The 24868-nt window shown below is 41.3% G+C and carries 23 protein-coding genes; 19 read left to right on the top strand and 4 right to left on the bottom strand.

Features of this window, described 5'->3' with window-relative positions; all coding sequences use genetic code 11:
• Positions 1-7 precede the first annotated feature (7 nt).
• The gene (locus ACXAHI_RS02905; RefSeq protein WP_474845794.1) at positions 8-1492 is read left to right on the top strand and encodes a glutamate synthase subunit beta; all 1485 of its coding nucleotides are present in this window, start codon (positions 8-10) and stop codon (positions 1490-1492) included.
• A 415-nt stretch (positions 1493-1907) separates the two neighbouring features.
• Here ACXAHI_RS02905 and ACXAHI_RS02910 read toward each other — a convergent pair whose 3' ends face one another.
• Positions 1908-1997, bottom strand: coding sequence for a putative holin-like toxin (locus tag ACXAHI_RS02910; protein WP_270182131.1), 90 nt, complete (start codon positions 1995-1997; stop codon positions 1908-1910).
• A 188-nt stretch (positions 1998-2185) separates the two neighbouring features.
• On the opposite strand from ACXAHI_RS02910, the gene ACXAHI_RS02915 reads away from it, so the two are divergent.
• The 4 genes from ACXAHI_RS02915 to mug all read left to right on the top strand — a co-directional run bounded on the left by ACXAHI_RS02915 (position 2186) and on the right by mug (position 5110).
• Positions 2186-3136: a ring-cleaving dioxygenase gene (locus tag ACXAHI_RS02915; protein ID WP_474848052.1), complete on the top strand. Its 951-nt coding sequence runs from the start codon at positions 2186-2188 to the stop codon at positions 3134-3136.
• Entirely contained in the window at positions 3133-3732 is a 600-nt protein-coding gene (locus tag ACXAHI_RS02920; protein ID WP_474845796.1) for an alpha/beta hydrolase, read from the top strand. Before ACXAHI_RS02915 ends, ACXAHI_RS02920 begins: the two co-directional genes overlap by 4 nt.
• 111 nt (positions 3733-3843) lie before the next feature.
• Entirely contained in the window at positions 3844-4611 is a 768-nt protein-coding gene (locus ACXAHI_RS02925; RefSeq protein ID WP_474845798.1) for a class I SAM-dependent methyltransferase, read from the top strand.
• Between the two features lie 10 nt (positions 4612-4621).
• The gene (mug, locus tag ACXAHI_RS02930; protein WP_474845800.1) at positions 4622-5110 is read left to right on the top strand and encodes a G/U mismatch-specific DNA glycosylase; all 489 of its coding nucleotides are present in this window, start codon (positions 4622-4624) and stop codon (positions 5108-5110) included.
• Positions 5111-5139: 29 nt separating this feature from the next.
• Here mug and ACXAHI_RS02935 read toward each other — a convergent pair whose 3' ends face one another.
• Positions 5140-7017 (bottom strand): vWA domain-containing protein, encoded by a 1878-nt coding sequence (locus tag ACXAHI_RS02935; protein WP_474845802.1) that lies wholly within the window; start codon positions 7015-7017, stop codon positions 5140-5142.
• On the bottom strand, positions 7018-7923 hold the full coding sequence (locus ACXAHI_RS02940; RefSeq protein WP_474845804.1) for an ATP-binding protein: 906 nt from the start codon (positions 7921-7923) through the stop codon (positions 7018-7020). It abuts the gene before it with no gap.
• A 179-nt stretch (positions 7924-8102) separates the two neighbouring features.
• Between ACXAHI_RS02940 and ACXAHI_RS02945 the strand changes: the two genes are divergently transcribed.
• The 3 genes from ACXAHI_RS02945 (at position 8103) to ACXAHI_RS02955 (ending at position 10825) form a co-directional block, all read left to right on the top strand.
• Positions 8103-8447 carry a YojF family protein gene (locus ACXAHI_RS02945; protein WP_474845806.1) on the top strand — a complete coding sequence of 115 codons (345 nt, stop codon included), beginning with the start codon at positions 8103-8105 and terminating at the stop codon, positions 8445-8447.
• Positions 8448-8460: 13 nt separating this feature from the next.
• Positions 8461-9123 (top strand): bacillithiol biosynthesis deacetylase BshB2, encoded by a 663-nt coding sequence (gene bshB2, locus ACXAHI_RS02950; protein WP_474845808.1) that lies wholly within the window; start codon positions 8461-8463, stop codon positions 9121-9123.
• Between the two features lie 82 nt (positions 9124-9205).
• Positions 9206-10825 (top strand): ABC-F family ATP-binding cassette domain-containing protein, encoded by a 1620-nt coding sequence (locus ACXAHI_RS02955; RefSeq protein WP_474845810.1) that lies wholly within the window; start codon positions 9206-9208, stop codon positions 10823-10825.
• Positions 10826-10860: 35 nt separating this feature from the next.
• On the opposite strand, the gene ACXAHI_RS02960 is transcribed toward ACXAHI_RS02955, so the two are convergent.
• Positions 10861-12219, bottom strand: coding sequence for an MATE family efflux transporter (locus tag ACXAHI_RS02960; RefSeq protein WP_474845811.1), 1359 nt, complete (start codon positions 12217-12219; stop codon positions 10861-10863).
• Positions 12220-12340: 121 nt separating this feature from the next.
• Between ACXAHI_RS02960 and ACXAHI_RS02965 the strand changes: the two genes are divergently transcribed.
• The 11 genes from ACXAHI_RS02965 (at position 12341) to ACXAHI_RS03015 (ending at position 24629) form a co-directional block, all read left to right on the top strand.
• The gene (locus ACXAHI_RS02965) at positions 12341-12745 is read left to right on the top strand and encodes a thiol-disulfide oxidoreductase DCC family protein (RefSeq protein ID WP_474845813.1); all 405 of its coding nucleotides are present in this window, start codon (positions 12341-12343) and stop codon (positions 12743-12745) included.
• 159 nt (positions 12746-12904) lie between these two features.
• Complete coding sequence (locus ACXAHI_RS02970) at positions 12905-13795, top strand: nitrilase-related carbon-nitrogen hydrolase (RefSeq protein WP_474845815.1); 891 nt, start codon at positions 12905-12907, stop codon at positions 13793-13795.
• Between the two features lie 65 nt (positions 13796-13860).
• Positions 13861-15222, top strand: a complete 1362-nt coding sequence (locus ACXAHI_RS02975; RefSeq protein ID WP_474845817.1) for an NAD(P)-dependent oxidoreductase — start codon at positions 13861-13863, stop codon at positions 15220-15222.
• A gap of 14 nt (positions 15223-15236) precedes the next feature.
• Positions 15237-16517, top strand: a complete 1281-nt coding sequence (gene preA / locus ACXAHI_RS02980; RefSeq protein ID WP_474845819.1) for an NAD-dependent dihydropyrimidine dehydrogenase subunit PreA — start codon at positions 15237-15239, stop codon at positions 16515-16517.
• A gap of 12 nt (positions 16518-16529) precedes the next feature.
• The gene (gene hydA, locus ACXAHI_RS02985; protein WP_474845821.1) at positions 16530-17948 is read left to right on the top strand and encodes a dihydropyrimidinase; all 1419 of its coding nucleotides are present in this window, start codon (positions 16530-16532) and stop codon (positions 17946-17948) included.
• Positions 17949-17971: 23 nt separating this feature from the next.
• On the top strand, positions 17972-19444 hold the full coding sequence (locus ACXAHI_RS02990; protein ID WP_474845823.1) for an NCS1 family transporter: 1473 nt from the start codon (positions 17972-17974) through the stop codon (positions 19442-19444).
• A 13-nt stretch (positions 19445-19457) separates the two neighbouring features.
• On the top strand, positions 19458-19685 hold the full coding sequence (locus tag ACXAHI_RS02995; RefSeq protein ID WP_474845825.1) for a hypothetical protein: 228 nt from the start codon (positions 19458-19460) through the stop codon (positions 19683-19685).
• A gap of 12 nt (positions 19686-19697) precedes the next feature.
• Positions 19698-19940, top strand: coding sequence for a hypothetical protein (locus ACXAHI_RS03000; RefSeq protein ID WP_474845827.1), 243 nt, complete (start codon positions 19698-19700; stop codon positions 19938-19940).
• Positions 19941-20110: 170 nt separating this feature from the next.
• Positions 20111-21700, top strand: a complete 1590-nt coding sequence (locus ACXAHI_RS03005; RefSeq protein WP_474845829.1) for a PucR family transcriptional regulator — start codon at positions 20111-20113, stop codon at positions 21698-21700.
• Between the two features lie 108 nt (positions 21701-21808).
• A complete protein-coding gene (locus tag ACXAHI_RS03010) occupies positions 21809-23275 on the top strand; it encodes a CoA-acylating methylmalonate-semialdehyde dehydrogenase (protein ID WP_474845831.1) in 1467 nt (488 codons plus the stop codon).
• Positions 23276-23291: 16 nt separating this feature from the next.
• Positions 23292-24629 carry an aminotransferase gene (locus ACXAHI_RS03015; protein WP_474845833.1) on the top strand — a complete coding sequence of 446 codons (1338 nt, stop codon included), beginning with the start codon at positions 23292-23294 and terminating at the stop codon, positions 24627-24629.
• The last annotated feature ends 239 nt before the right edge of the window (positions 24630-24868 follow it).

Below are 24868 nucleotides of genomic sequence, written 5' to 3' on the forward strand. Positions count from 1 at the left end.
TATTTGTTTGGGTAAACCAACAGGATTCATAGACTATCCGAGAGAAAAGATTAGTGAACGAGATCCATTGACAAGATTGAAAGATTGGGGAGAGTACCAGCTACCTCAATCTGAAGAAAAACTGAAAGAACAGGGTGCTCGCTGCATGGACTGCGGCACTCCGTTCTGCCACTCTGGTATCGAATTAAACGGCAATGCCTCTGGATGCCCGCTCTATAACCTTATCCCAGAGTGGAACCACCTTGTTTACGAAGGAAAGTGGAAAGAGGCGCTTGATCGTCTTTTAAAAACGAATAACTTTCCTGAGTTTACAGGTAGAGTGTGTCCCGCTCCTTGTGAAGGTGCCTGTGTAGCAGCTATCCCTAGTGATGCTGTTGCGATCAAAAGTATTGAAAAAGAAATCATCGATCGTGGGTTCAAGGAAGGGTGGATGGTTCCGAAACCACCTAAGAAGAGAACAGGGAAGAAAATTGCAGTAGTTGGATCAGGACCAGCTGGTTTAGCAGCTGCAGACCAATTGAACAAAGCAGGACATTCAGTAACCATTTATGAACGTGATGATCGTATCGGTGGTTTGCTAATGTATGGAATTCCAAATATGAAACTAGACAAAGAATTAGTCGAACGTAGAGTGAAGCTCCTCGCTGAAGAAGGCGTGCGTTTTGTTACAAATACTGAAATCGGTGAAGATATTTCTCGAGAAGAGCTTAAGAACCAGCATGATGCTGTCATTCTATGTACAGGTGCTCAAAAACATCGCGATTTGCCAATACAAGGAAGAAAGCTTGGTGGCATTCACTATGCGATGGATTACCTAAAGAAAAATACAAAGAGCTTACTAGACTCGAAGCTTGAAGATAAGCAGTACGTATCAGCTGAAGATAAGCATGTCATCGTAATCGGCGGGGGAGATACTGGTGCAGACTGTGTTGCGACTTCTTTACGACACGGCTGTAAGAGTGTCCACCAATTCGGTAAGCACCCTCAGCTTACTGCTGATCGAATGATTGATAATCCGTGGCCTGAATTTCCTAAGATTTTCACGCTTGACTATGCGTACGAGGAAGCTGCAGCAAACTACGGAGATGATCCGAGACAATATTCCATCATGACGAAGAAATTTGTTGGAGATGAAAATGGTAATGTAAAAGAACTTCATACCGTTACGATTGAAAAACACGTCGATAAGCGCGGTAACGTGTTTATGAAAGAGTTACCTGGTACTGAAAAAGTATGGCCGGTCGATCTTGTGTTGATCGCAATCGGATTTACTGGACCTGAAGAAGGGGTACTTGAACATTTCGAGGTCGAACAGGACGATAGAAAACTCGCAAAAGCTGAGTTTGACGATTATCGAACAAATATCGATGGCGTCTTTGCAGCCGGTGATGTTCGAAGAGGACAAAGCTTGATCGTATGGGCGATCAATGAAGGCAGAGGTGTCGCTAGAGAAGTCGATCGCTACCTTATGAATAAAACTGTGTTGCCATAACAGTTTGAAAACCACTCTTTGTTAGGAGCGGTTTTCTCAGCTTGTCGAGTATGTCATAATTCGGTGCTCCCGATGCCGTAGTCGATGACGATCGCATGCTTTCCGCGGACGAACGTCCAAGCCCGAGGTGAAACCCACACCTCGGTCTCGGCCGCCCGTACGACCGCAGGAGTTCGCGATCGTCTCTCCTACTTGAAGTGGATAAGTTCAAAATGAACTTTCCGTCCCAATGGTTAACAGACGAGTTTGGAGATTCTGACCAACCATTACTCAACATAAACCTTAATTGGAGTTGAGAATATCGACTACTCTCATAGCAATACCGAGACTTTTTCAGCACACTAAAAGGAACGGCTGAGCTGTTCCTCTACAAGCTTTGAAAACCACTCCTGGTTAGGAGTGGTTTTCTGTTTTTTTAGGACGATCGATCTTTAGAGTGAACGATGGCGAGTACCAGGGCAGAAAAACTGATCATGATGGTTAAAGCCTCATATATACTTAGCATAACATCACTCCTTTACTACTAGCATGGTGTAATAGAGGGTTGTCCTATACACGGAATCCAAAACATTTGACAGTAGTGATAAAGTTTAATACACTTAAGTCAAATATCTCGAATTAAAGATAACTTGAAGATTAATTGATTCAAATAAAGGGAATCACTGCAACCATAACTAGTAAAGGAGAATGTCTATTATGAAGCATACAACTGGAATACATCATATAACGGCTATCGTAGGAAACCCTCAAGAAAATGTTGATTTCTATAGCGGCGTTTTAGGTTTACGTTTAGTTAAAAAAACTGTAAACTTCGATGATCCTGGTACTTATCACTTGTATTTTGGTAATGAGGAAGGAGCACCTGGCACGATCATGACATTCTTCCCATGGTCAAATGCGCACCAAGGCAAGATAGGATCCGGACAAGTAGGTGTTACGAGTTTTGTCATTCCAGAAGGAAGCTTAGCTTTTTGGAAACAGCGATTAGATAAATTTAATGTCACCAACAGTGAACGAAATAGATTTGGTGAACGTGTATTAGAGTTTGATGATCCACATGGGTTACATCTTGAACTCGTTGAACGAGAAGAAGGTGAACGGAACACATGGAGCTTTGGCGGTGTCGATTCTTCACATGCAATAAAAGGCTTTGGAGGTGCCACACTTCTTTCAGGTCACCCTGAAGCTACAAATAAAGTATTGGAAGAAGTACTCGGTTTTAAACGAGTGGCTGAAGAAGGAGACTTTGTTAGATTTAAATCGAGCGGCACGATAGGAAACACCGTAGATGTAAAGAAAACAAGGCTCCAAGCAGGGTCACTCGGTTCTGGTACAGTTCATCATATTGCTTGGCGAGCAAATGATTTTGAAGATCATGAATCTTGGAGAACACATATCGAAGAGAAAGGCTACAAGCCTACGCCTGTAATCGACCGACAATATTTCAATGCGATTTACTTTAGAGAGGAAGGCGGCATACTATTTGAAATCGCTACTGACCCTCCAGGTTTTGCAAGAGATGAAGACCCAACAGAAATGGGGAAAAACCTTCTCTTGCCTCCATGGTTAGAAGAGAAAAGGACGCAGATTGAACGTGTATTAGAACCAGCTGAAGCTAGAGTACTGGAAGGTGATGAAGTATGAAACACATCTTTAAACAAGGTGACTCAACGAAACCAACACTGCTGCTCCTACATGGAACAGGCGGTACAGAAGAAGATCTTGTACCACTCGCAAACCTCATAGCACCAGAGAACTCCTATTTAAGTGTAAGAGGAAACGTGTCTGAGAACGGCATGCCAAGGTTTTTCAAAAGACTAGCTGAAGGCGTTTTTGACGAAAAAGACTTAGTAGAGCGTACAAAAGAATTAAATGATTTTATTACCGATGCTTCAAAGAAATACGGTTTTGATCGAGATAACGTGATCGCGATCGGATATTCAAACGGAGCGAATATTGCAGGAAGCTTACTTCTTCATGATAGCAATTCTCTAAGAGCAGCGATCTTACATCACCCTATGGTTCCGATTCGTGGTTTGACATCAAATTTAACCAATACACCGATCTTTATCGGTGCAGGGGAAAATGATCCAATTTGTTCATCAGAAGAAACGGTCGAATTGAGAAACATCCTTACAGAGGCAGGAGCAGCCGTAACCGTTCACTGGGAGAGGATGGGCCACCAACTGACAAAACAAGAGGTCGAGGAAGCGGCTCGATGGTATAATTCTAAATTCTAAAAAAAAGCAGTCTGCAGACTGCTTTTTTTAACTAACTACTTGTACCTCTTTTTGTCCTCTTCTATTTAGACATTTTATTGTATGATAGTTAGATAGAAAAGAGGTTAGAACATGATCTATACTACAGCAGGAAGACCTACCTCTTCCTCCATAGAAGAAGCAAAACGATTAGCACATACTTATAATGGTCACTACATAAATAGAAGAAAACGTTCCGTAAACGAACTTTTAAACGAGACTCAACAACCAATCCTCGTAGTTGGAAATAACAAGTTAGTTTTATATGTAGATAGCGAAGAGCCGATCTTCTTTCACCCAAACTCAGCTATGTTCCGCTGCAAGTCCCTTATGAAAGGAAATAGAGATCCATTTGTTGAAGCTTGTGGATTAAAGGAAGGAATGAGCTTACTGGACTGTACAGCAGGACTAGCTTCAGATAGTATCGTAGGGAGCTTAGCAACGGGCTCGAGTGGCATAGTAGATGCATGCGAGGGTTCATTACTTGGAATTTTACTCAAAGAAGGATTGAAGAAGTGGAGTACGGGTAACGAACAAATAGACGCGGCGATGAGCAGAGTATCGATAACGTTAAAAAGATATGAAGAAGTATTGCCTACCATTCCAGATAACGCCTATGACGTGGTTTACTTTGACCCTATGTTTGAAGAGACGATCCTTCAGTCTGACGGTGTACAAGGCATTCGAAACGTAGCGATATACGATGATTTAACGATTGAGATGGTAAAAGAAGCGAAACGCGTAGCAAGGAAAAGGATCGTACTTAAAGATTCCTGGAAAAGCGACCGATTCGATCAACTAGGGTTTGACCAGCAAATCCGAAAAACTTCAAAGTTTCATTACGGAATTATAGAACTATAGGAGGGGTGCTATGCTTCCCGATCACCTTGATATGAACTTACAAATCCTTTTCATAGGTTTTAACCCTGGGCTTAAATCAGAAGAAGTAGGGCACCATTATGCAAACCCTACGAATCGGTTTTACTCAGTATTATACCGTTCAGGATTAACAGACCGGCAGCTAAAACCAGAAGAAGACGGTCGATTGCTACGATACGGATATGGTTTGACAAACATTGTTGATCGGCCGACAAGAGGTGTTAAAGAATTAACGACTGAGGACTACAACCGAGGCAGAAAACAGCTCCTCAAAAAAATCAAGCTATATCGACCAAGAATAAATTGTTTCGTTGGAAAAGGTGTATACCAAAAGTTTTCAGGAATTAAAAAAGTGAGTTGGGGGTTTCAACAGCATAATCAGGTTGAAGGCACAAGAGATTTCGTCGCTCCTTCAACAAGTGGTCTCGTCAGGATGAGTCTTGAAGAACTCGTTGATATTTATAAGCAGCTAAAGAAATAACGCGTCCAAATCGGACGCGTTTTTGATAACTATACAAATCGCAATAACAAGCGTTTTAACAGTGGTGTGAGGTAAGCAGGAATATCTTGAGCAGAAGGAATGACAAGGCTTTGCGTTCCATAGATGTTCTTCATCGTGTTTTTTTCTTTCTCCTGTGGTTCACCATTTGAAAGAAAGACACCGATCACTTCAATCCCTTGCTTCCTAGTGTTGTTAACTGCTTCATGCGTGTCGATAATTCCATTTTCGCTATAATCATAAGCAGAAGGCTCACCATCTGTGAAGACGATGAGAATCTTATGCTTTTCATGACGGTTCTGTAATTCCTGAGCGGCTTTACGAATCGCATAGCCATCACGATTATCTTCCTCTGGTTCGAGCTGCATAATAGCAGGACCTACATTAGGAAGAGTAGAGCGGTTGTAGTCGATCACGTTAAAAAGAGTGTTCGGCTGCTGTTCATCATCTGCTTCAAATGCATCTTCATAAAATCCCGTAATCGAGTGCTTGATATCAAGCCCCTTCAGCGTCTCGTGAAAGAGCGTGATGCCAAGCCGTGTTTCTTCCATCTTGTCATACATAGAAGCAGAACAGTCGACTAAGAGGGAAAAGGTCACATCAAGCTTAGTGCTTGGTGCATTCTTCTTATAAAATAGTCTTGGGTTCTCATCTGTTACGAGTCTAAGGAGTTTTCTGTTCAATCGTCCAAAGTGTAAATCACTTCTTGGAGCGATCTGTTTCTGTTCGATCGTTTTTTGAATAGCGCTTCTTAGTGATTTCTCAGCATACTGAATTTCACCTTTAGCAGTACGGTACGCTGCCTTCTCATCTTCAGTAGGTTTTTCTGATTCACGTTGCTGTTCTTTGACGAATTTGTTTGCTTCACCAAGCGGTGCTTCTTTTGAAGATGAGGCGGTATTATTGTTTTTCAAAATCTCTTCTTCATCAAACTGACTTCCTTCAGATTGTTTAGAAGCACCTTGTACACTAACAAAGGCTTGATCTCCAGACTCTTCTTTCCGCTCACCTTCACCGATGAGATCTGATTTCGCACCTTCTTCTAGATCGAACTGAAGGAAGTTAGACCCTTCTTGCTCTTGTTCTTCATGCCAAGTATTCAACTCTTCATCATGAGACTCTTTGTCTTCATTATCGCTCGTTTCTAGTGTGTCCTCATTTTTGAGCTCTGGAGCTTGCTCTTCCGTGACAATTTCCGGTTTAGAAGACTTTCCATACATCGTAAGGTACTCGGTTGTCATTTCCTTTAAATCTCCGCTCAATTCATCAGAAAACAGTTCAGCGAGTTTAGCTACATCCGCAGTACTCCCTGCTTTGTTTATTTCAGTAATCATATGCCTGATATAAGGTTTATAAGGCGATAAGTGGTCGTTCAATGCAACTGGCTTGCCGATTGCTTGAAGGTAGATTGCACAGAAAAGCGCATCAAGATGCTGCTGCTGACGAACGTGAACTTCCATCCTTCCTCTAAAACGCTTCTGAAATAAACGTGTTCTCGCTTCAAAAGCGTAAGCCGTCCCAGGTCTTCTTTTAATACAAATCGCTTCTAGACGTATATCTTCTAGAAGAGAAAACAATTGCTTTCGAAATAGCGGATATGATTGACTGTGTAGGTTGGAAAGATACTTGTCAACTTCTACATAATCGGTATTGTGCACGTTACCAAGTGAGCGTAAATAGACATCGCTCTTCATACCATCAAACTGTGAACCATCAAAAATATCGTTCCAGTAATGGCTCACAGTAACTAAACCTTCTTCAGGTCTATAGTAAGAATGAAAGGCAAATTGTACGTCGATTTCGCTTTTACTCAAGGTTTCTGCTAGATCAGACAGTGAGAGGTGCAGAAAAGGATCCGTCTGATTCTCAGCAAAATTTAAAAACTTCATTTATGTTGTCTCCTGATAGCGACCAAAGATCGTTTCTGCAATGTTTTCAACTGCTGCTTTTTCCCGTTCATCCTCAAGTTTATCTGTAATCGCCCGTTTGATGGCTCTTCTTGGTTCCATGTAAGTCGTAAGATCACATGCATCTAGTAAAGAACGGGTAGAAGCGGCTTCTTCTGAAATCTGACCATCAATTACTTTTGATTGAAGATCAGAAGATAGCGTAACGAAGTAATCGAGTAGGGTCGATTCAGAAAGTAACGATTGATCTTGTAGCATCTCTTTAAGGGCTTTACCTTCTAAGTATGGAACTTCGATGACGATGAAACGGTTTTTCAAAGCTTCATTTAGTGGTGCGGTTCCAATGTAACCTTCGTTGATCGCAGCGATTACGCCAAAGTTTTCTTTTGCTCTAACCGTTTCTCCTGTGAAAGGATTCAATACCATTCGTCTATAATCGAGTACTCCGTTCAGAATCGGTAGCGTTTCCGCTTTAGCGGTATTTATTTCATCGATATAGAGTAGCTGTCCTTTTTTCATCGCGTTTTCAACAGGTCCAGGAACAAACGTAATATGAGCATTGTTTTGGTCGTCATAAGACAATGTCTTATATCCTAGGAGTGCTTCAGCATCTAAATCAACTGAACAGTTGATCGAATACATCGGTTGGTTAAACATGTAGCTGATGAGCTCTGCGAGTTTTGTTTTACCAGCACCAGTCGGACCTTTTAATAGAACATTTTTTCCTAAAATCAATGCTGTTACTGCGTCCTTTACGATTGATGAGTCAGGGGCTGTATAGCCTTTTGAACCTATTAAATAGGAGTCGGTATCGCTCGCTTCTTTTTGTCGTTTTTCAATTCTTTCTTTTATTTCATTCGGGATGTTATATTCTTCATTGATATTCATTGCCGTTCCCTCCGCATAAATCAATTTCGCATACATTCAACAGTTAACTATAACGGAATAAAACCTATCTTGTCTAATAACACCTTTTTGCAAACTGTCGGTTGTGTATCGTTTTACCGTAAAGAAGAGATGAGCTATACTAGTTTTAGTTAATCTGCCTTAAAAAAGGAGCAAATATCATGAAGGCAATACAAATAAAACACGTACAAGAACTACTTGAAAAATTTGAGAATCAACAAGTTTATCTGCACCTTGAAACAACGAGCGGTGCCTATGCAGCACAAAATAAAGAAAAACTATCTGTAGGTGCATATATAAGGAACGGTTCTGTTCGATTTACAAACGTTAAGATCGCAGGAGCAGGTCCTTACAGAATCGGCTTTAAATTAGATGAAGGTTGGATGTATGCTGAAGGGTTAACAGACTATCAACTCGATAATAAAGGAAGACTTCTGATGGCTGGTCACGATGATAGCGGACGATTAGCTATTGCTGTTCAACTCAGCCATACACCGTTTGAATAAGGGGGGAGAAAAAATGGAAAAGCAAGTATTAGTGATATTTCCTCATCCAGATGATGAAGCGTTTGGGACAGCCGGCGTTATGACGAAATTTGTACAAGATGGTGTACCTGTAACCTATGCATGTGCCACACTTGGAGAAATGGGTAGGAACATGGGAAATCCATTTTTCGCAACAAGAGAAACCCTTCCCAAAGTAAGAAAGGAAGAGCTTCTAAATGCTTGTAAAGCGATGGGTGTGAAAGACCTTCGTATGCTTGGCTTTAGAGACAAGACGCTAGAGTTTGAAGATCCAGAACTTCTTGTCTCGTCGATAGGAAGGTTGATCGACGAACTACAGCCTTCATTAATCATCACATTTTATCCAGGGCATGGCATCCATCCGGATCACGATGCATGTGGACATGCTGTTGTAGAGGCAGTAAAACGCATACCACATGAAAAGCGACCAACGATTTATGGTTTACCCATCACTCCTGAAAGAGAAGAGGTACTAGGGAAACCAGATCGCGTATTCGACGTAACTGACGTTATGGAAACGAAAATAAAAACCATCGAAGCACACAGATCGCAAACAGAAGCGATGGTACCGAGACTTAAAGATGGCACACTCGATCTCAATTCTGAGATGTTAAAGTTCATTAAGCAAGAATCGTTTTGGATCTATCCAATCACATAATCTGTTGAGGTTCATATCTATTCGAGCTCGAACATGTTATAATACCCTGTATATTAATTATAGATGGAGGAATACGACCTAAATGATTAACGTTACTGATGTTAGCTTACGGTATGGTGATCGTAAGCTTTTTGAAGATGTAAATATTAAATTCACTCCGGGCAACTGCTACGGTTTGATCGGAGCAAACGGTGCTGGTAAATCAACTTTCCTTAAAATTCTTTCCGGTGAAGTTGAACCTCAAACTGGAGACGTAAGTATGGGGAAAGACGAGCGTCTTGCAGTCTTAAAGCAGAACCACTTTGAGTACGAAGAATATGAAGTGCTTGACGCGGTTATTATGGGTCATGCTCGTTTATATGAAGTCATGAAGGAAAAAAATGAAATCTATATGAAAGAAGATTTCTCTGATGAAGATGGCATGAAGGCTGCTGAGCTTGAAGGGGAATTTGCTGAACTTAACGGTTGGGAAGCAGAATCTGACGCAGCAGTTTTGCTAACTGGACTTGGAATTTCAGAAGACCTTCACCAAAAGAAGCTCGCAGACTTACCTGGTTCTGAAAAGGTAAAAGTGTTGCTTGCTCAAGCGCTGTTCGGTTCTCCTGACATCCTTTTACTTGATGAGCCGACGAACAACCTTGATCTTAAAGCAATTCAGTGGCTTGAAGAGTTTTTGATCAACTTTGAAAACACGGTTATCGTCGTTTCTCACGACCGTCACTTCTTAAATAAAGTTTGTACGCATATGGCAGACCTTGACTTCGGTAAAATCCAGATTTACGTAGGTAACTATGATTTCTGGTATGAGTCTAGTCAGCTTGCACGTAAGATGAAAGAGGACCAAAACAAGAAGAAGGAAGAAAAGATTAAAGAACTTCAAGCCTTCGTTGCAAGGTTTAGTGCGAACGCATCTAAATCAAAGCAAGCAACATCTCGTAAGAAGTTGCTCGATAAGATCACGCTTGATGACATTAAACCTTCTTCTCGTAAGTATCCTTACGTCGCGTTTACACCAAACCGTGAGATCGGAAACGACCTTCTTGTTGTAGACGGGTTAACGAAGACGATCGACGGTGTGAAAGTACTAGATAATGTTAGCTTCCGTCTTAACAAGGATGACAAAGTGGCGCTGGTTGGCAGAAACGAGATTGCAAACACAGTACTAATGAAGATTTTGATGGGTGAAATGGAAGCAGATAGCGGTACGTATAAGTGGGGAATCACGACGTCTCAAGCATACTTCCCGAAAGATAATTCCGATTACTTTGAAGGACAGGATCTAAATCTTGTAGAATGGCTTAGACAGTATTCTCCTGAAGATCAAACAGAGAGTTTCCTTCGTGGTTTCTTAGGAAGAATGCTATTCTCAGGTGAAGAAGTTCACAAGAAAGCAAGCGTCCTTTCCGGAGGAGAGAAAGTACGTTGTATGCTTTCTAAAATGATGCTTAGTGGTTCAAACGTCCTTCTACTTGACGATCCGACGAACCACCTTGATCTAGAATCGATCACGGCACTGAACAATGGTCTCATCAACTTTAAAGGCTCTCTTATCTTTACGAGTCATGACCATCAGTTCGTCCAAACGATTGCGAACAGAGTGATCGAAATTACTCCAAATGGTGTCATCGATAAAGAATCAACTTACGATGAATACCTAGAAGATGAAGCGTTACAGGCTAAAGCTGAAAAAATGTATAATTAAAACAAAAATGCGTCCCGAATTCGGGACGCATTTTTTTATGTGTATGCCTTTTGGGACATTCTATTTTGTAAGAAGCGTAATCGTAAAAACAATGTGATCGCAGCAACAAGGAGGCCCGAGCTTAATCCGATCCAATACCCATAAGGTCCGAATGAAGTGAATTTAGCCAGAACATATCCTGAAGGAAGTCCAACGATCCAGTATGAGATGAGGCTCATGAGAAGCGTGATGTTCACGTCTTTGTAACCGCGTAATGCCCCCTGAATCGGAGCAGCAATCGCATCTGAAAGTTGAAAGAAGACAGCATAAATCAGGAACACCTTAATCAATTCGAAAACTTCTTTGTCATTAGTATACCAACCCGCTATGGAATCATTGAAGAAAATCAGTATGAACGCTGATAACAATGCCATCCCAACTGCAAATCCAATACCTAGATACCCATACTCTTTAGCATCACGAAACCGTTTTCCACCCACTTCAAATCCAACAGCGATGGTTAATGCCATCGAAATACTTAATGGAATCATATATAAAAGCGAAGCAAAGTTGATCGCAGCCTGGTGAGCTGCAATCGTTTCTGTAGAGTATGCACTCATCAATAACGTAACTGCCGCAAAAATACTAACTTCAAAGAAGATTGAAAACCCTATTGGAACTCCTATCTTCAGCTGCTCGATCCATGTGGATAGTGATACACCATACCAGCGTTTAAACAAGTCAAACGTTCGAAATGGGCGTACTCTTAAGATAAAGAATAAGCTGATTATTAAAATGAACCAATAGGTGATCGCAGAAGCATACCCTGCACCGATCCCACCGAGTTTTGGAAAGCCAAATTTACCGAAAATCAATACATAATTAAAGAAGATGTTAATAGGAAGTGACATGAGTGTAATGATCATAGTCGTTCTTGTTTGACCGAGTGCATCGATAAAACTTCTTAATACTGAATAAATAAAAAGGGGAAGAATCCCGAAAGATAAACCAATTAAATACCCTTTCGCAACATGTTGTACGTGGTCGTTCAAGTCCATTAGCGATAGAAGAGGATTTAAAGCAATTCCTCCACCTATTAAGATGAGTACTGATAAGGCGATCGATAAATAAATCCCTTGTAATACTGAAAATGAGACGCGATCTTCTTGATTTGCTCCTATATAGTGAGAAACGATTGGGGTGATAGCAAGCAAAATTCCACTCAATCCAGTGAATACCGGCACCCATAAACTTGATCCGATCGCTACACCAGCGAGATCACCTGCACCAGCTCTTCCACTCATAAGTGTGTCGAAAAAGTTCATCGAGTAGAGTCCGAGTTGTGTGATGAGGATCGGGTATAAAACGGTTACTAATAATTTTAGTTTGTCTCTGAGTGATTGAGTAGGGTACATATAAGAACATCCTAACTGTATAGTTTCGTTACCTGAAAAATTATAGCATATCTATAGAGAACAACTAGAAAGAAATGGTATGATTGGAATGTGAAGTATTGAACATGTAAGGAGGGTTTTGATGACTGATCGCAATTATCCCATTATTTTATTCGATGGTGTATGCAATCTATGTAATGGACTCGTTCAGTTTATGTTGAAGCATGACAAGCAAAGTGTTTTCAAATTCGCATCGCTTCAATCGGAAGTTGCTGCCGAATTTTTGAAGAATGCTGATGTAGAAGAGGTACCAGATAGTATCATCGTCATTGCTGATGGACGCGTTTATTATAAATCTAGAGCTGTTCTCTACATATGTAAAAGACTAGGGGGCGTTTTTAACTTCATTAGAATCATTCGTATTCTTCCTGGCTTCATTAGAGATAAAATGTACGATGTGATCGCGAAAAAAAGATATGCATTGTTCGGTAAAAGAGATTCATGCATGCTTCCAAGTAAGAAATACAATGACAGATTTTTAGGTTAGGCTCACATTATGTGAGTCTTTTTTTTTACGACACTTTGAACGATTTTTGAAGAAACGATTTTACATTATGTATAGTGCTTCATCTACAACAATCTTCTACACTTTTTATAGAAAGAAAATTCAGTCAATTACGAGGGCGGTCAAAGGAGGATCGTACATATGTCTGATACAGTAAAAATAGGGTTAATCCAGGCTAAAAACGATGTTGATGGAAATGAAGAAGTAGAAAAGCATAAAGAGGTAGCGATAGAAAAACACTTAAAGTTGGTGCAGGAAGCAAGTGAACGTGGCGCACAGATCGTCTGTTTACAGGAGATCTTCTATGGACCTTACTTTTGTGCTGAGCAAAACAAAAAGTGGTATGACGCTGCAGAAGAAATTCCAGATGGGCCGACTACGAAGCGATTTCAGGCTGTTGCACGAGATCTAGGAATCGTTATTGTCCTTCCTATTTATGAACGAGAGGGCATCTCGACCTACTACAATACAGCAGCAGTAATTGATGCTGATGGTTCCTATCTCGGGAAATATCGCAAACAGCACATACCTCAGGTAGCGGTTGGTGATAACGGGCACGGTTTTTGGGAGAAGTACTATTTTAAACCAGGAAACCTTGGTTATCCCGTATTTGATACCGCATTTGGGAAAGTAGGGGTTTATATTTGTTATGACAGGCACTTTCCTGAAGGCGCACGACTGCTAGGTTTGAATGGTGCTGAGATCGTATTCAATCCTTCTGCTACAGTTGCAGGCTTATCGGAGTATTTGTGGAAGCTTGAGCAGCCTGCACATGCTGTTGCAAACGGCTATTACCTCGGAGCAATCAATCGGGTAGGTATGGAAGGTCCATGGAACATGGGGGAGTTCTATGGCCAATCGTATCTCGTTGATCCTAGGGGGAACTTTGTTGCAACCGGATCACGTGATCAAGACGAAGTCATCATCGGAGTAGTGGATAAGAAGGTGATTCGTGAAGTTCGGGATTTATGGCAGTTCTACCGTGATCGAAGACCGGAAACCTATAATGAAATGACGTCATTGTTACCGTAATAATGAGCAGCAGGTGTAGGCATGAAATACACCTGCTTTTTATTTTAATGAAGGGGGACACGTTCATGAGTACTGTTGAATCGCCTTTACCTGACAAGTTTACTGCTAATTTCAAAGAAGTTGAGTTGCCACTCTCTAATCAAGAGGCATTAAATGAAGCAAACAGGTGCCTTTATTGCTATGATGCTCCCTGTATAAAAGCCTGTCCAACAGGAATCGATATTCCATCATTTATTAAGAAAATCGCATCAGGTAACATGAAAGGTTCTGCTACAACAATTATGACAGCGAACCCTGTAGGTGCTAGTTGTTCGAGGGTCTGTCCTACTGAAGAGCTTTGTGAAGGGGCTTGTGTATTAAATCACTCTACGAAACCGATCTTGATAGGTAATTTACAGCGGTATGCGACAGACTGGGCAATTAAAAACGATCAAGTGTTATTTAAGAAAGGGGAACCTAACGGCAAAAAGGTAGCTATTGTAGGAGGTGGCCCCGGCGGCCTATCTGCTGCGAGAGAGCTAGCATTACTAGGTTATGATGTAACTGTTTATGAAGCGGAAAAAGAAGCTGGTGGTTTAGACACTTTCGGAATTGTTTCTTTCAGGCTTCCTAAGAAGATTTCTCTATGGGAAGTAGAGCAGGTCGAACAACTCGGCGTTACGATAAATACAGGAGTTAGAGTAGGAAAAGATATCGAATTTGATGAACTTCTTAAAACAAATGAAAGAGTTATTCTTGCAATCGGTATGGCGAATGTACCGAATCTTAACGTACCTGGTGAGACATTTAACGGAGTTCATGATGCGATTGAACTTGTGAGAAGTACAAAATCTTCTCCATTCCCCACTCATCTAGAAGGCAAGAAGGTCGTCGTGATCGGTGCAGGTAATACCGCGATCGATGGTGCAACATGCTCTGTACGGCTTGGTGCAGAAAATGTAAAGATCATCTACAGACGTACTGAGAAAGAGATGACTGCATACGACTTTGAATATGAGTTTGCAAAACAAGACGGCGTTGAATTTCGTTGGCTAACACAGCCGATCGAAATAGTAGGGGACGCTGATGGTAACGTTAAAGGGTTAAAATGCGTCAAAATGCAGTTAGGAGAAGCATCGAGTGACGGCAGGAGAAGACCAGAGCCAGTGCCAGATTCTGAGTTTATCATCGAATGTGATGCGGTAGTTAAAGCTATTGGACAAAAGCGTCACACTGATCTTATCGAAAAGTTAGGCTTAGCTCATCATGATGGTGTCATTTTGATCAATAAAGATTCCATGCAAACGTCAAATTCACGAGTTTACGCTTGTGGTGACGTGATTTTCGGCAAGGGACAAGGAGAAGCGATGGTCGTATCAGCTGCTCAGCAAGGAAAAACAGCTGCGTACCATGTACACGAAAGTTTAAAAGAAATGTATTCCGCATAGAGAGGAGAATGAAAATGGCAGATTTAAGAACAAACCTTGCTGGAATTACATCACCAAATCCGTTTTGGTTAGCTTCAGCTCCACCCACAAATTCAGGATATCAAGTGCAGCGTGCATTTGAGGCAGGATGGGGAGGAGCCGTATGGAAAACGCTCGGTGACCCCATTCTAAACGTTTCATCAAGATATGCAGCAGTTTCCTTTAATGGTCAGAGAGTAGCTGGGTTTAATAACATCGAACTGATCACGGACCGGCCTCTTGAAGTAAATTTAAAAGAAATCTATGAAACAAAAAAACGCTTCCCTGAACATGCTGTCGTCGCATCGTTAATGGTAGAACCTAAACAGGAAGCATGGCATGAAATCGTTAAGAAAGTTGAAGCTGTAGGGGTAGACGGTCTTGAATTAAACTTTGGATGTCCTCATGGTATGGCTGAACGTGGCATGGGCTCTGCATCAGGTCAAGTGCCAGATCTTGTAGAAAAGCAAACGGCCTGGGCGAAAGAAGCCGCTGAAACACCGGTTATCGTTAAGTTAACGCCAAACATAACAGATATCACTGCGACTGCAGAAGCAGCGGTAAGAGGTGGAGCAGACGCCGTAAGTATGATTAACACGATCAATAGTTTAGCAGGTGTTGATATCGATACATGGCTTCCGATTCCCAATGTAAGTGGGAAAGGAGCTCACGGTGGATATTGTGGACCTGCTGTTAAGCCCATCGCATTAAACATGGTAAGTGAGTGTGCGAGAAGCAGCCGTATCAACGTGCCGATCTCTGGGATGGGTGGCGTTTCTAACTGGCAGAACGCCGTAGAATTTATGTTGATGGGTGCAAGTAACGTTCAGATTTGCACGGCCGCTATGCATCACGGTTTTCGTATTATCGAAGACCTTGTTGAAGGATTATCAAACTACCTCGATGATAGAGGAATCTTATCGATTCAAGACATTATTGGAAAGTCAGTACCAACCTATTCAGATTGGGGAAATCTTGATCTAAATTATAACGTGGTGGCTCGGATCAACAATGATGTGTGTATCAATTGTAATAAGTGTCATATCGCTTGTGAAGATACTTCTCATCAATGCATCGATCGATTACAGGATGAGGATGGAAACCCTATCCTTCGTGTAAGAGAAGAAGATTGCGTTGGGTGTAATCTATGTTCGATCGTATGTCCAGTGGATGGTGCGATCGATATGATCGAAGTCCCCCATGAACTACCTGTGATGACATGGAACGATCGGCAGTCGCTTTTAGGTGCGTTAAAAGACAGTAAAATAACAAAGTAAAGGGGAGTTATCATGAACAAAATAATTCGAAATGGCACGATCGTTACTGCAAGTGAAACCTACCAGGCGGATCTACTCATCAAAGACGGTAAAATTGCGATGATAGGCAGCTCATTGAAGGAGGATGGAGCAGAGGAAATCGATGCAAAAGGTTGCTACGTATTCCCTGGTGGGATAGACCCTCATACACACCTCGAAATGCCGTTTGGCGGAACGGTTACAAAAGATGACTTTGAAACAGGAACGATCGCAGCAGCATTTGGTGGGACAACCTCTATTATCGATTTCTGTTTGACTGAGAAAGGTAAACCGTTAGCAGACGCCGTAAAAACGTGGCATGCCAAATCAAAAGATAAATCTGTGATCGATTATAGCTTTCACTTGATGATCAGTGAAATCAATGATTCAGTACTGAAGGAACTGCCGGAAATTATAAAAAACGAAGGCATTACTTCTTTTAAAGTCTTCATGGCCTATAAAAATGTGTTTCAATCAGACGATGAAACCCTCTATCGAACGCTTCTAGCTGCGAAAGAGCTTGGAGCTCTAGTTATGGTGCACGCTGAAAACGGTGACGTCATCGAATACTTAACGAAAGATGCCCTTTCTAAAGGCAAAACTGAACCGATCTACCATGCACTGACAAGACCTCCTGAAGTCGAAGGGGAAGCCACCGGTCGTGCAGCACAACTAACAGGACTCGCCAACTCTCAGCTATATGTGGTTCACGTGAGCTGTAAAGAAGCCGCTGATAAAATCGCAGAAGCAAGAAAGAAAGGCTATGATATTTACGGTGAAACATGTCCACAATATTTAGTTCTTGATCAAACGTATCTTGAGAAACCTAACTTTGAAGGTGCGAAGTATGTATGGAGTCCGCCACTTAGAGAAAAGTGGAATCAAGACGCGTTATGGAATGCGTTAAGAATAGGTGAACTTCAGACGATTGGGTCCGACCAATGCTCATTTGATTTTAGAGGACAAAAAGATTTAGGGCGAGATGATTTTACAAAAATCCCAAATGGCGGACCGATGATTGAGGATCGATTTAGTATCTTATTCTCTGAAGGTGTTGTAAAAGGAAGAATCTCTTTAAATCAGTTCGTTGATGTTACGTCTACACGGTCTGCTAAGCTCTTTGGACTATTTCCAAATAAGGGTTCGATTGCCGTAGGAGCAGATGCAGATATCGTAATATTCGATCCTGAAATAAAGCGAACGTTATCAGTATCAACGCACCATATGGCGGTTGATTATAATGCTTTCGAAGGAATGGAAGTAACGGGCGAGCCTATTTCTGTTCTTGTAAGAGGAGAGTATGTCATCAAGAATAAACAATTCGTAGGCACACCGGGATCTGGACAGTATGTGAAGCGCGCAAAATACGGACAGTTTAGCCAAAAGACAGACAAAACCATCACAATACAATAAGCAGTGTTAAAGGAGATAGCTGAATGAAAAAAGATGTAAGCTATTTGAAATCACCTGACTTATTGCCAATTGCTCATAAGGATAAGAAGATTGGAACGACAGGTTTTGCGATGATGTGGGTCGGTATGGCAGTGGTGTTAGCAGCGTTTGCGATTGGCGGAGCTGGTGTACAATCACTTTCCCTTACGTGGGTTGTGATCGCGACATTAATCGGTTCTGTTGCGATCGGGTTATTTATTACGATTATCGGAGATATTGGCATCGAACACGGTCTGTCATTTCCAGTCTACATGAGAGCACCGTTTGGCACCCTTGGCACACATATCCCTTCGATTGTGAGGGGACTAGCTGCTTCGTTCTGGTTTGGAATCAACACGTATTTTGGTTCAACTGCCATGAATGCCATCTTAAATGTTTTGTTCGGTTTTGATAACTGGTTCGTATGTTTCTTACTTTTCGCCACTGTTCAGCTAGTGAATACGTCCCTTGGCATAAAAGCTGTCGAAAGGTTCGCAGATCTTGCTGCTCCAGTAATCATTCTTATTTCGGTTTGGATGTATATCTCACTCTCTGATCAAGCTCTAGCACAAGGTAGAGAAGTCTGGAGCTGGATTGAGAGTCCCGTAACGGGAGGAGCAGCTGTCTCAGCATTTTTAGTCGTAATTTTTAGCAACATGGGGTTTTGGGCGACGATTTCAGCAGATATTCCTTCAATCTCACGTTTCATCAAAGCTCCTCAATTTGAGAGAAGCTGGCTGAAACGAAATAAAGGGACGTTGATCGGAAGTGTAATCGCATTACCGCTAACACAAACGTTCATGATAATCATTGGAGGAGTTTCTTATATTGCAGTTTCAAACTATGATCCAGTCGTTGCGTTGCAAGAAGCTGCCACGGGACTTATCTTAGGCATCTTGCTACTGATGATCGTATTAGCACAATGGTCGACAAATGTATCGGCTAACCTTGTGCCAGCAGCTACGATTTTCTCCAACGTAGGAGGACCAAAAGTTCCTTTTTGGGCAGGTGTATTCATCGCTGGTATCGTAGGATCCGTCGTACAGCCGTGGAGCTTGTTCAATATTCTTATACCGATCTTACTAGTAGTCGGCGGCATTTTGTCAGCGATTATCGGCATATTGTATTGTGACTATTACGTTTTGAGAAAAAGAAGGGTGAATGTGCCAGACCTTTATGAAGATCATGGACAATTCCGCTACGCTTATGGGGTTAATCTCGCTGGTTTGATCGCCTGGATTATTGGAGGAGTAGCAGCGTACTATCTATCTACTTATTCTTTCTTAGTTGGTTTTCTTGTTGGAGCTCTCTCTTATTATCTACTTGCAAAGTTTTGGTGGTTTAAGAAGTACTCTCAAGCAGAGATCCTTGAGCCTAGTGACGAGAAATATCTTGGAATAACTGTAGGCAGAGATTGGATCATTGATACAGAGAACGAGAAGGAGTCAGTGAAAGAGGTCGGTAGTGCAATCGAATAAGGGAGGAAGGGCAATGAGGGAACATGAGGCGTATATAATCGAACGAGAAAAGATCGATTACTTTATTGATAGAGGGTATAAGATCAGTGGTGTGTTAGAAAATTTGGAAGGCGCATTTATAGAATTTAGTATGAATACAGATAATAAAGAAGACTCTAAAGAAACTCTCCAAATCAAGACTGCTAATGGGAGAAAGTACTTTTCTGCACTTTTATTAAAGCAAATTCAATCTGTATCCTAAAGGAGGATGGGGATGGAATACAATCTGTATTCGAAGGACAGCGCTTATCCTTGTGAAGTTACAATCGACGATGAGAATGGTCGCTACATGATTCGAAAAGCTGACACGAGTGGAGAAGTGTTTAATTCTGTTGAAGACTTAACATCCTGGATTAGAGGAAATTGGAAAGAGGAAGATTTCAGAAGTAGAAAACAGTATCATTACTTACTAGAAGTTTTGGAGGAAATGGAGTCTCGTGCAGATACCGGACAATAGTCCGGTATTTTTGTTTCTCATGTAAAAATTTCAATTACCGTACTATTTTGAATATTTTAAAGGAATTCAAAACAAAAAAGTATAACTATAGTTAATAGACTAAAAAGACAAAAGCGTATCTCCTAACAATGCCTTTCTCATTAGACGATTGAATGACAGGGGGAGAAAGAATGCTTCGGATGACGAGCTTAACGGTACAGGAAGTACTTGAACGAGAACAATTTCAAAATGCAACCGTGATTGCTGGACATGAAGGATTGAACCGTAGAATAAAATGGGTGCATGTTATGGAAGTCACATCAGTTAGACAATTGCTTAATGGGGACGAACTGATACTATCAACAGGGTTCGTATGGAAGGATAACCTCGATGTTTTTCTATCGATTGTCAAGCAGTTGATCCAGAGCAATGCTGCAGGGCTCTGTATAGAGATCGGTACATATATGGACTCAATCCCTGAAGAAATTAAACAGCTTGCAGATCAATTCAAGTTCCCCATCATCATCTTCAATCAGGAAGTAAGGTTTGTCGATATTACCCAAGATTTACACTCTCTCCTTATCGCGCATCATTATCAATTGATTTCTGATCTTGAACAGTTTTCACAAGAATTGAATAGTTTACTGCTCCAGCCCCAATGTCTTCAAAACATTTTAGCGCATCTTTCTACTAAAACAGGTATGCAAGTGATCTACCAACCAAAAGATGATCAAGCACAATTTGTACCCGACGTGTCTAACGAGAAAAAAGAAACCTTTCTTCATTTCATTACATTGCAGCCTACTGGTAAGGGCCTTGTACTCCAAAACGTCCAGGCAATGGATTATTTATTTGCTAAGTTAATTCTAGTTCCAGCTCCGCATACTTCTGTATCGGATTACGACATGCTCTTATTAGATCGAAGCGCTACTGCCATCGCTCAATTTTTACTTCGCGAATTATATATCGAAGAGAAAAAGCGCGTCAAGGAAACAGAATGGTTATATGATTGGCTAGAAGGCAAACACACAGAAGAAAGAATCTTAAGTTACTTAGTAGATATCGATGCAACATTGATTCCAAAAGGGGTATTAGTGTGCACATGCCGTTTTGTTAATAAGAAAAACGAGACATCGTCGCAGATCACTTACTTCATGCTTCTCGTTAGGTCGCTCTTTGAGCAAGAAGGCTTTTTCGTTCTTTCATTGACCACAAGAAATAAACTAGTCATTATATTACTAAATCGACGCGAAGAATCGGATATCATTCAAAGGTTAAGGACGGCTTTTGATCGATTGATGGCAAACGATACGTTGAAAAATCGGACAGTTCCTGAGATTGACCGAATTAGTATTGGGAAACATGTACGATTATTGAAAGAAATGCACAAGAGTTATGAATCGTCATTAGAAGCTTTGACGATCAATGATAAGCTCTGTAACAAAAGTTCTAAAGTTATCTTTCATCAAGACTTCCACATCTACCGTATGATTTTCCAGCTTACAAAAAACAAAGAGTTGCAGGAATTTATGTTCGACTATTTGTCTCCAGTGATTCATTATGATGAAAAGAATAATAGTAACCTATTAAAAACACTTAAAGTTTATATGTGTTGCAATGGTTCTAAAAAGGAAACGGCTGAACAACTCTATGTTGTAAGACAAACGCTTTATCATCGTCTTGAAAAACTTGAAGAATTATTAGGCAAAGATTTTATGAGTTCTCCGAAACGACAGGCGATCGAGTTTTCTCTTCACGCATATGATTACCTGCAGACATAAAGCACCGTGTAAAACAACTACAGAAACCATGTTACGTTTTGTCTAATGACCCTTTGATCACCAATCACCTACAATAATTGTAGGAGTTAGACTAAAGGAGGGCATTTCATGGCAGTAATAAAAAACGATACGGTAGTTTTGAAGAATTTCGTGAACGGTGAATGGGTCAGTGCAACGAGTACCAAAACGCTAGATGTTGAAAATCCTGCAACTGAAGAGAGATTAGCATGTGTACCTCTATCATCCAAGGAAGATGTAAGTCTTGCTGTTCGTTCTGCTAAAGAGGCATTTAAAACTTGGAGAAATGTTCCTGTCCCGAAGCGTGCTAGGGTGCTGTTCACCTTTCATTCATTGCTAGTTCACAACCATGAAGAACTAGCAGAGCTTGTGGTGAAAGAGAACGGTAAGAGTTATAAAGAAGCTTATGGGGAAGTGCAGCGAGGGATCGAATGCGTAGAATTTGCTGCAGGAGCTCCTACCCTTATGATGGGTGATAATCTTTCTACAATCGCTGAAGATATCGACTCTGAGATGTATCGGTATCCAGTGGGCGTCGTTGGAGGTATCACACCGTTTAACTTCCCTATGATGGTTCCACTTTGGATGTTCCCACTTGCGATCGCTTGTGGTAACACATTCGTATTGAAGCCTTCTGAACGCACTCCGATCTTAGCAAACCGACTTGCTGAACTTTTAACAGAAGCAGGACTTCCAAAAGGAGTCTTCAATATCGTTCACGGTGCCCATGATGTGGTGAACGGGATGCTCACAGACGAAGATGTGAAAGCGATTTCTTTTGTTGGATCACAGCCAGTCGCAAAATATGTGTATGAAAAAGCCGCTTCGAATGGTAAGCGAGTTCAAGCACTTTCTGGAGCGAAAAACCATCACATCATCATGCCTGATGCGGACATTGAAAAAGCCGTACAACAAGTCTTAAGCTCTACGTTCGGAAGTGCAGGCCAGCGATGTATGGCATGTAGTGCCGTTGTAGTCGTTGGAGATGGGGAAAAGTTTAAAACATCTTTAAAACAAAAAGCAGATGAGTTGAAGTTAGGAAATGGATTAGATAAAGATGTTTTACTTACGCCAGTGATACGTAAATCACATCGAGAAAAAGTTTTAGGATATATTCAAAAAGGATTACAAGAAGGTGCTAGCTTAATTCGTGATGGAAGAAAAGAAATGGAAGAACAAGAGAACGGGAATTTTCTCGGTCCAACTATTTTTGATGAGGTAACGCCAGATATGACGATTGCAAAAGAGGAGATTTTTGCACCCGTTTTAAGTTTACTGCATGCTGATACGTTATCAGATGCACTAGGCATTATCGAAAAATCAAGATATGGGAATGGAGCAACGATCTATACAAAAGACGCTGCTGCTGTTCGTAAATTTCGTGAAGAAGCAGATGCAGGAATGCTTGGAGTAAATGTCGGAGTACCAGCACCGATGGCATTCTTTCCGTTTTCAGGTTGGAAGGACTCATTCTACGGTGACTTACATGCAAATGGGAAAGATGGCGTAAATTTCTATACGCGGCGTAAAATGATTACAACCCGTTTTGACTATTAGTAAGGGGGAGTGGAGAATGCATACAGCACACGAAAACCTTGCAGGTAAAGACGAAAAGTACGTTTGGCATGCCATGCGACCATTTGATCCAAAATCGACGATGGTGATCGAGAAAGCGAATGGTGCCTGGGTTACAGACTATGAGGGGAATAGGTATTTAGATGGCATGGCTGGATTATGGTGTGTAAATGTAGGATACGGAAGACAGGAGCTTGCTGAGGCTGCATATACTCAGCTTAAAGAGCTTTCTTATTATCCACTCACACATACACACTCACCAGCAGTTCGACTTGCTGAAAAGCTAAACAACATGCTTGGTGGAGGATATGTGATCTTTTTCTCTAATAGTGGTTCAGAAGCGAATGAGACTGCTTTTAAGATTGCGAGGCAGTACCACGAGCAAAAAGGAGACACTCATAGACACAAGTTCGTTTCTAGGTACAGAGCATATCACGGAAATACAATGGGCGCATTAGCCGCCACCGGCCAGGCGCAAAGAAAATATAAGTATGAACCGTTAGGACAGGGATTTCTTCACGTACAACCGCCAGATTCATATCGAGATGTGGTGAATGAGGAACATACTCTCTCATCCGTTTCAGCGGTCGACAACATGATGACTTGGGAGTTGAGTGAAACGATCGCAGGGATGATCATGGAACCGATCATTACTGGTGGAGGTATCTTAATACCACAAGATGACTACATGAAACAAGTTAAAGAAGTGTGTGAAAAGCACGGTGCACTTCTCATCTGTGACGAAGTAATCTGTGGTTTCGGTAGAACTGGTAAACCATTTGGATTTATGAATTATGGAGTTAAGCCAGATATCGTAACGATGGCAAAGGGACTGACTAGCGGCTATCTACCTCTTTCAGCTACAGCGGTTAAAGAGGAGATTTATGAGGAATTTAAACGGAATAATCAGTATGATCACTTTCGACACATCAACACGTTTGGAGGAAACCCAGCATCGTGTGCCGTCGCATTAAAGAATCTAGAGATTATGGAGAAGGAAAAGTTGTTCGATCGATCGAAGGACCTAGGAGAGAAACTAAAGAGCGAGCTTCAAAATAGGTTATCGAGTCACCCATATGTAGGGGATGTTAGAGGGTTAGGATTGCTTGTAGGAATTGAACTCGTAGAAGATCGTCACACGAAGAAACCGCTAGACGTCGCATCTCTTAACAAAGTAATCGGTTACTGTAAGTCCCGCCACGTGTTGATCGGTAAAAATGGAGACACTGTTGCAGGCTATAACAACGTCCTTACCATGTCGCCGCCCCTATCGATTGAAGAAGACGACCTCAACCTTCTTATTCAAACGATTGTGGAGGGGATACATCAGCTTTAAAGTACGCCAAAACGGCGTACTTTTTATTTTTGCAAACAATACCAGTTTATTATCGATATATGTATTCACTAAGGGAATACTTTATGGTAATTTAGTATTGCGCTGTGTAAATATTCGAAAAATATTTCCTCCTATGCCATGATTTTTGAAATTATTTTCGAAAAGTTGTTTAAGTGCTTTGTGACTATATATACACTGTGCTAAACTATCCATGTAAGCGTTTTTTTACAAATGAGGTT

The organism is Anaerobacillus sp. ABD4_527 (genome assembly GCF_056160805.1).

Bases quoted from the DNA above. Each gene is read 5' to 3' on its own strand.
- ACXAHI_RS02910 (WP_270182131.1), bottom strand. From the start codon at position 1,997: ATGCTAAGTATATATGAGGCTTTAACCATCATGATCAGTTTTTCTGCC.
- ACXAHI_RS02920 (WP_474845796.1), top strand. From the start codon at position 3,133: ATGAAACACATCTTTAAACAAGGTGACTCAACGAAACCAACACTGCTG.
- ACXAHI_RS02925 (WP_474845798.1), top strand. From the start codon at position 3,844: ATGATCTATACTACAGCAGGAAGACCTACCTCTTCCTCCATAGAAGAA.
- mug (WP_474845800.1), top strand. From the start codon at position 4,622: ATGCTTCCCGATCACCTTGATATGAACTTACAAATCCTTTTCATAGGT.
- ACXAHI_RS02935 (WP_474845802.1), bottom strand. From the start codon at position 7,017: ATGAAGTTTTTAAATTTTGCTGAGAATCAGACGGATCCTTTTCTGCAC.
- ACXAHI_RS02940 (WP_474845804.1), bottom strand. From the start codon at position 7,923: ATGAATATCAATGAAGAATATAACATCCCGAATGAAATAAAAGAAAGA.
- ACXAHI_RS02945 (WP_474845806.1), top strand. From the start codon at position 8,103: ATGAAGGCAATACAAATAAAACACGTACAAGAACTACTTGAAAAATTT.
- bshB2 (WP_474845808.1), top strand. From the start codon at position 8,461: ATGGAAAAGCAAGTATTAGTGATATTTCCTCATCCAGATGATGAAGCG.
- ACXAHI_RS02955 (WP_474845810.1), top strand. From the start codon at position 9,206: ATGATTAACGTTACTGATGTTAGCTTACGGTATGGTGATCGTAAGCTT.
- ACXAHI_RS02960 (WP_474845811.1), bottom strand. From the start codon at position 12,219: ATGTACCCTACTCAATCACTCAGAGACAAACTAAAATTATTAGTAACC.
- ACXAHI_RS02965 (WP_474845813.1), top strand. From the start codon at position 12,341: ATGACTGATCGCAATTATCCCATTATTTTATTCGATGGTGTATGCAAT.
- ACXAHI_RS02970 (WP_474845815.1), top strand. From the start codon at position 12,905: ATGTCTGATACAGTAAAAATAGGGTTAATCCAGGCTAAAAACGATGTT.
- ACXAHI_RS02975 (WP_474845817.1), top strand. From the start codon at position 13,861: ATGAGTACTGTTGAATCGCCTTTACCTGACAAGTTTACTGCTAATTTC.
- preA (WP_474845819.1), top strand. From the start codon at position 15,237: ATGGCAGATTTAAGAACAAACCTTGCTGGAATTACATCACCAAATCCG.
- hydA (WP_474845821.1), top strand. From the start codon at position 16,530: ATGAACAAAATAATTCGAAATGGCACGATCGTTACTGCAAGTGAAACC.
- ACXAHI_RS02990 (WP_474845823.1), top strand. From the start codon at position 17,972: ATGAAAAAAGATGTAAGCTATTTGAAATCACCTGACTTATTGCCAATT.
- ACXAHI_RS02995 (WP_474845825.1), top strand. From the start codon at position 19,458: ATGAGGGAACATGAGGCGTATATAATCGAACGAGAAAAGATCGATTAC.
- ACXAHI_RS03000 (WP_474845827.1), top strand. From the start codon at position 19,698: ATGGAATACAATCTGTATTCGAAGGACAGCGCTTATCCTTGTGAAGTT.
- ACXAHI_RS03005 (WP_474845829.1), top strand. From the start codon at position 20,111: ATGCTTCGGATGACGAGCTTAACGGTACAGGAAGTACTTGAACGAGAA.
- ACXAHI_RS03010 (WP_474845831.1), top strand. From the start codon at position 21,809: ATGGCAGTAATAAAAAACGATACGGTAGTTTTGAAGAATTTCGTGAAC.
- ACXAHI_RS03015 (WP_474845833.1), top strand. From the start codon at position 23,292: ATGCATACAGCACACGAAAACCTTGCAGGTAAAGACGAAAAGTACGTT.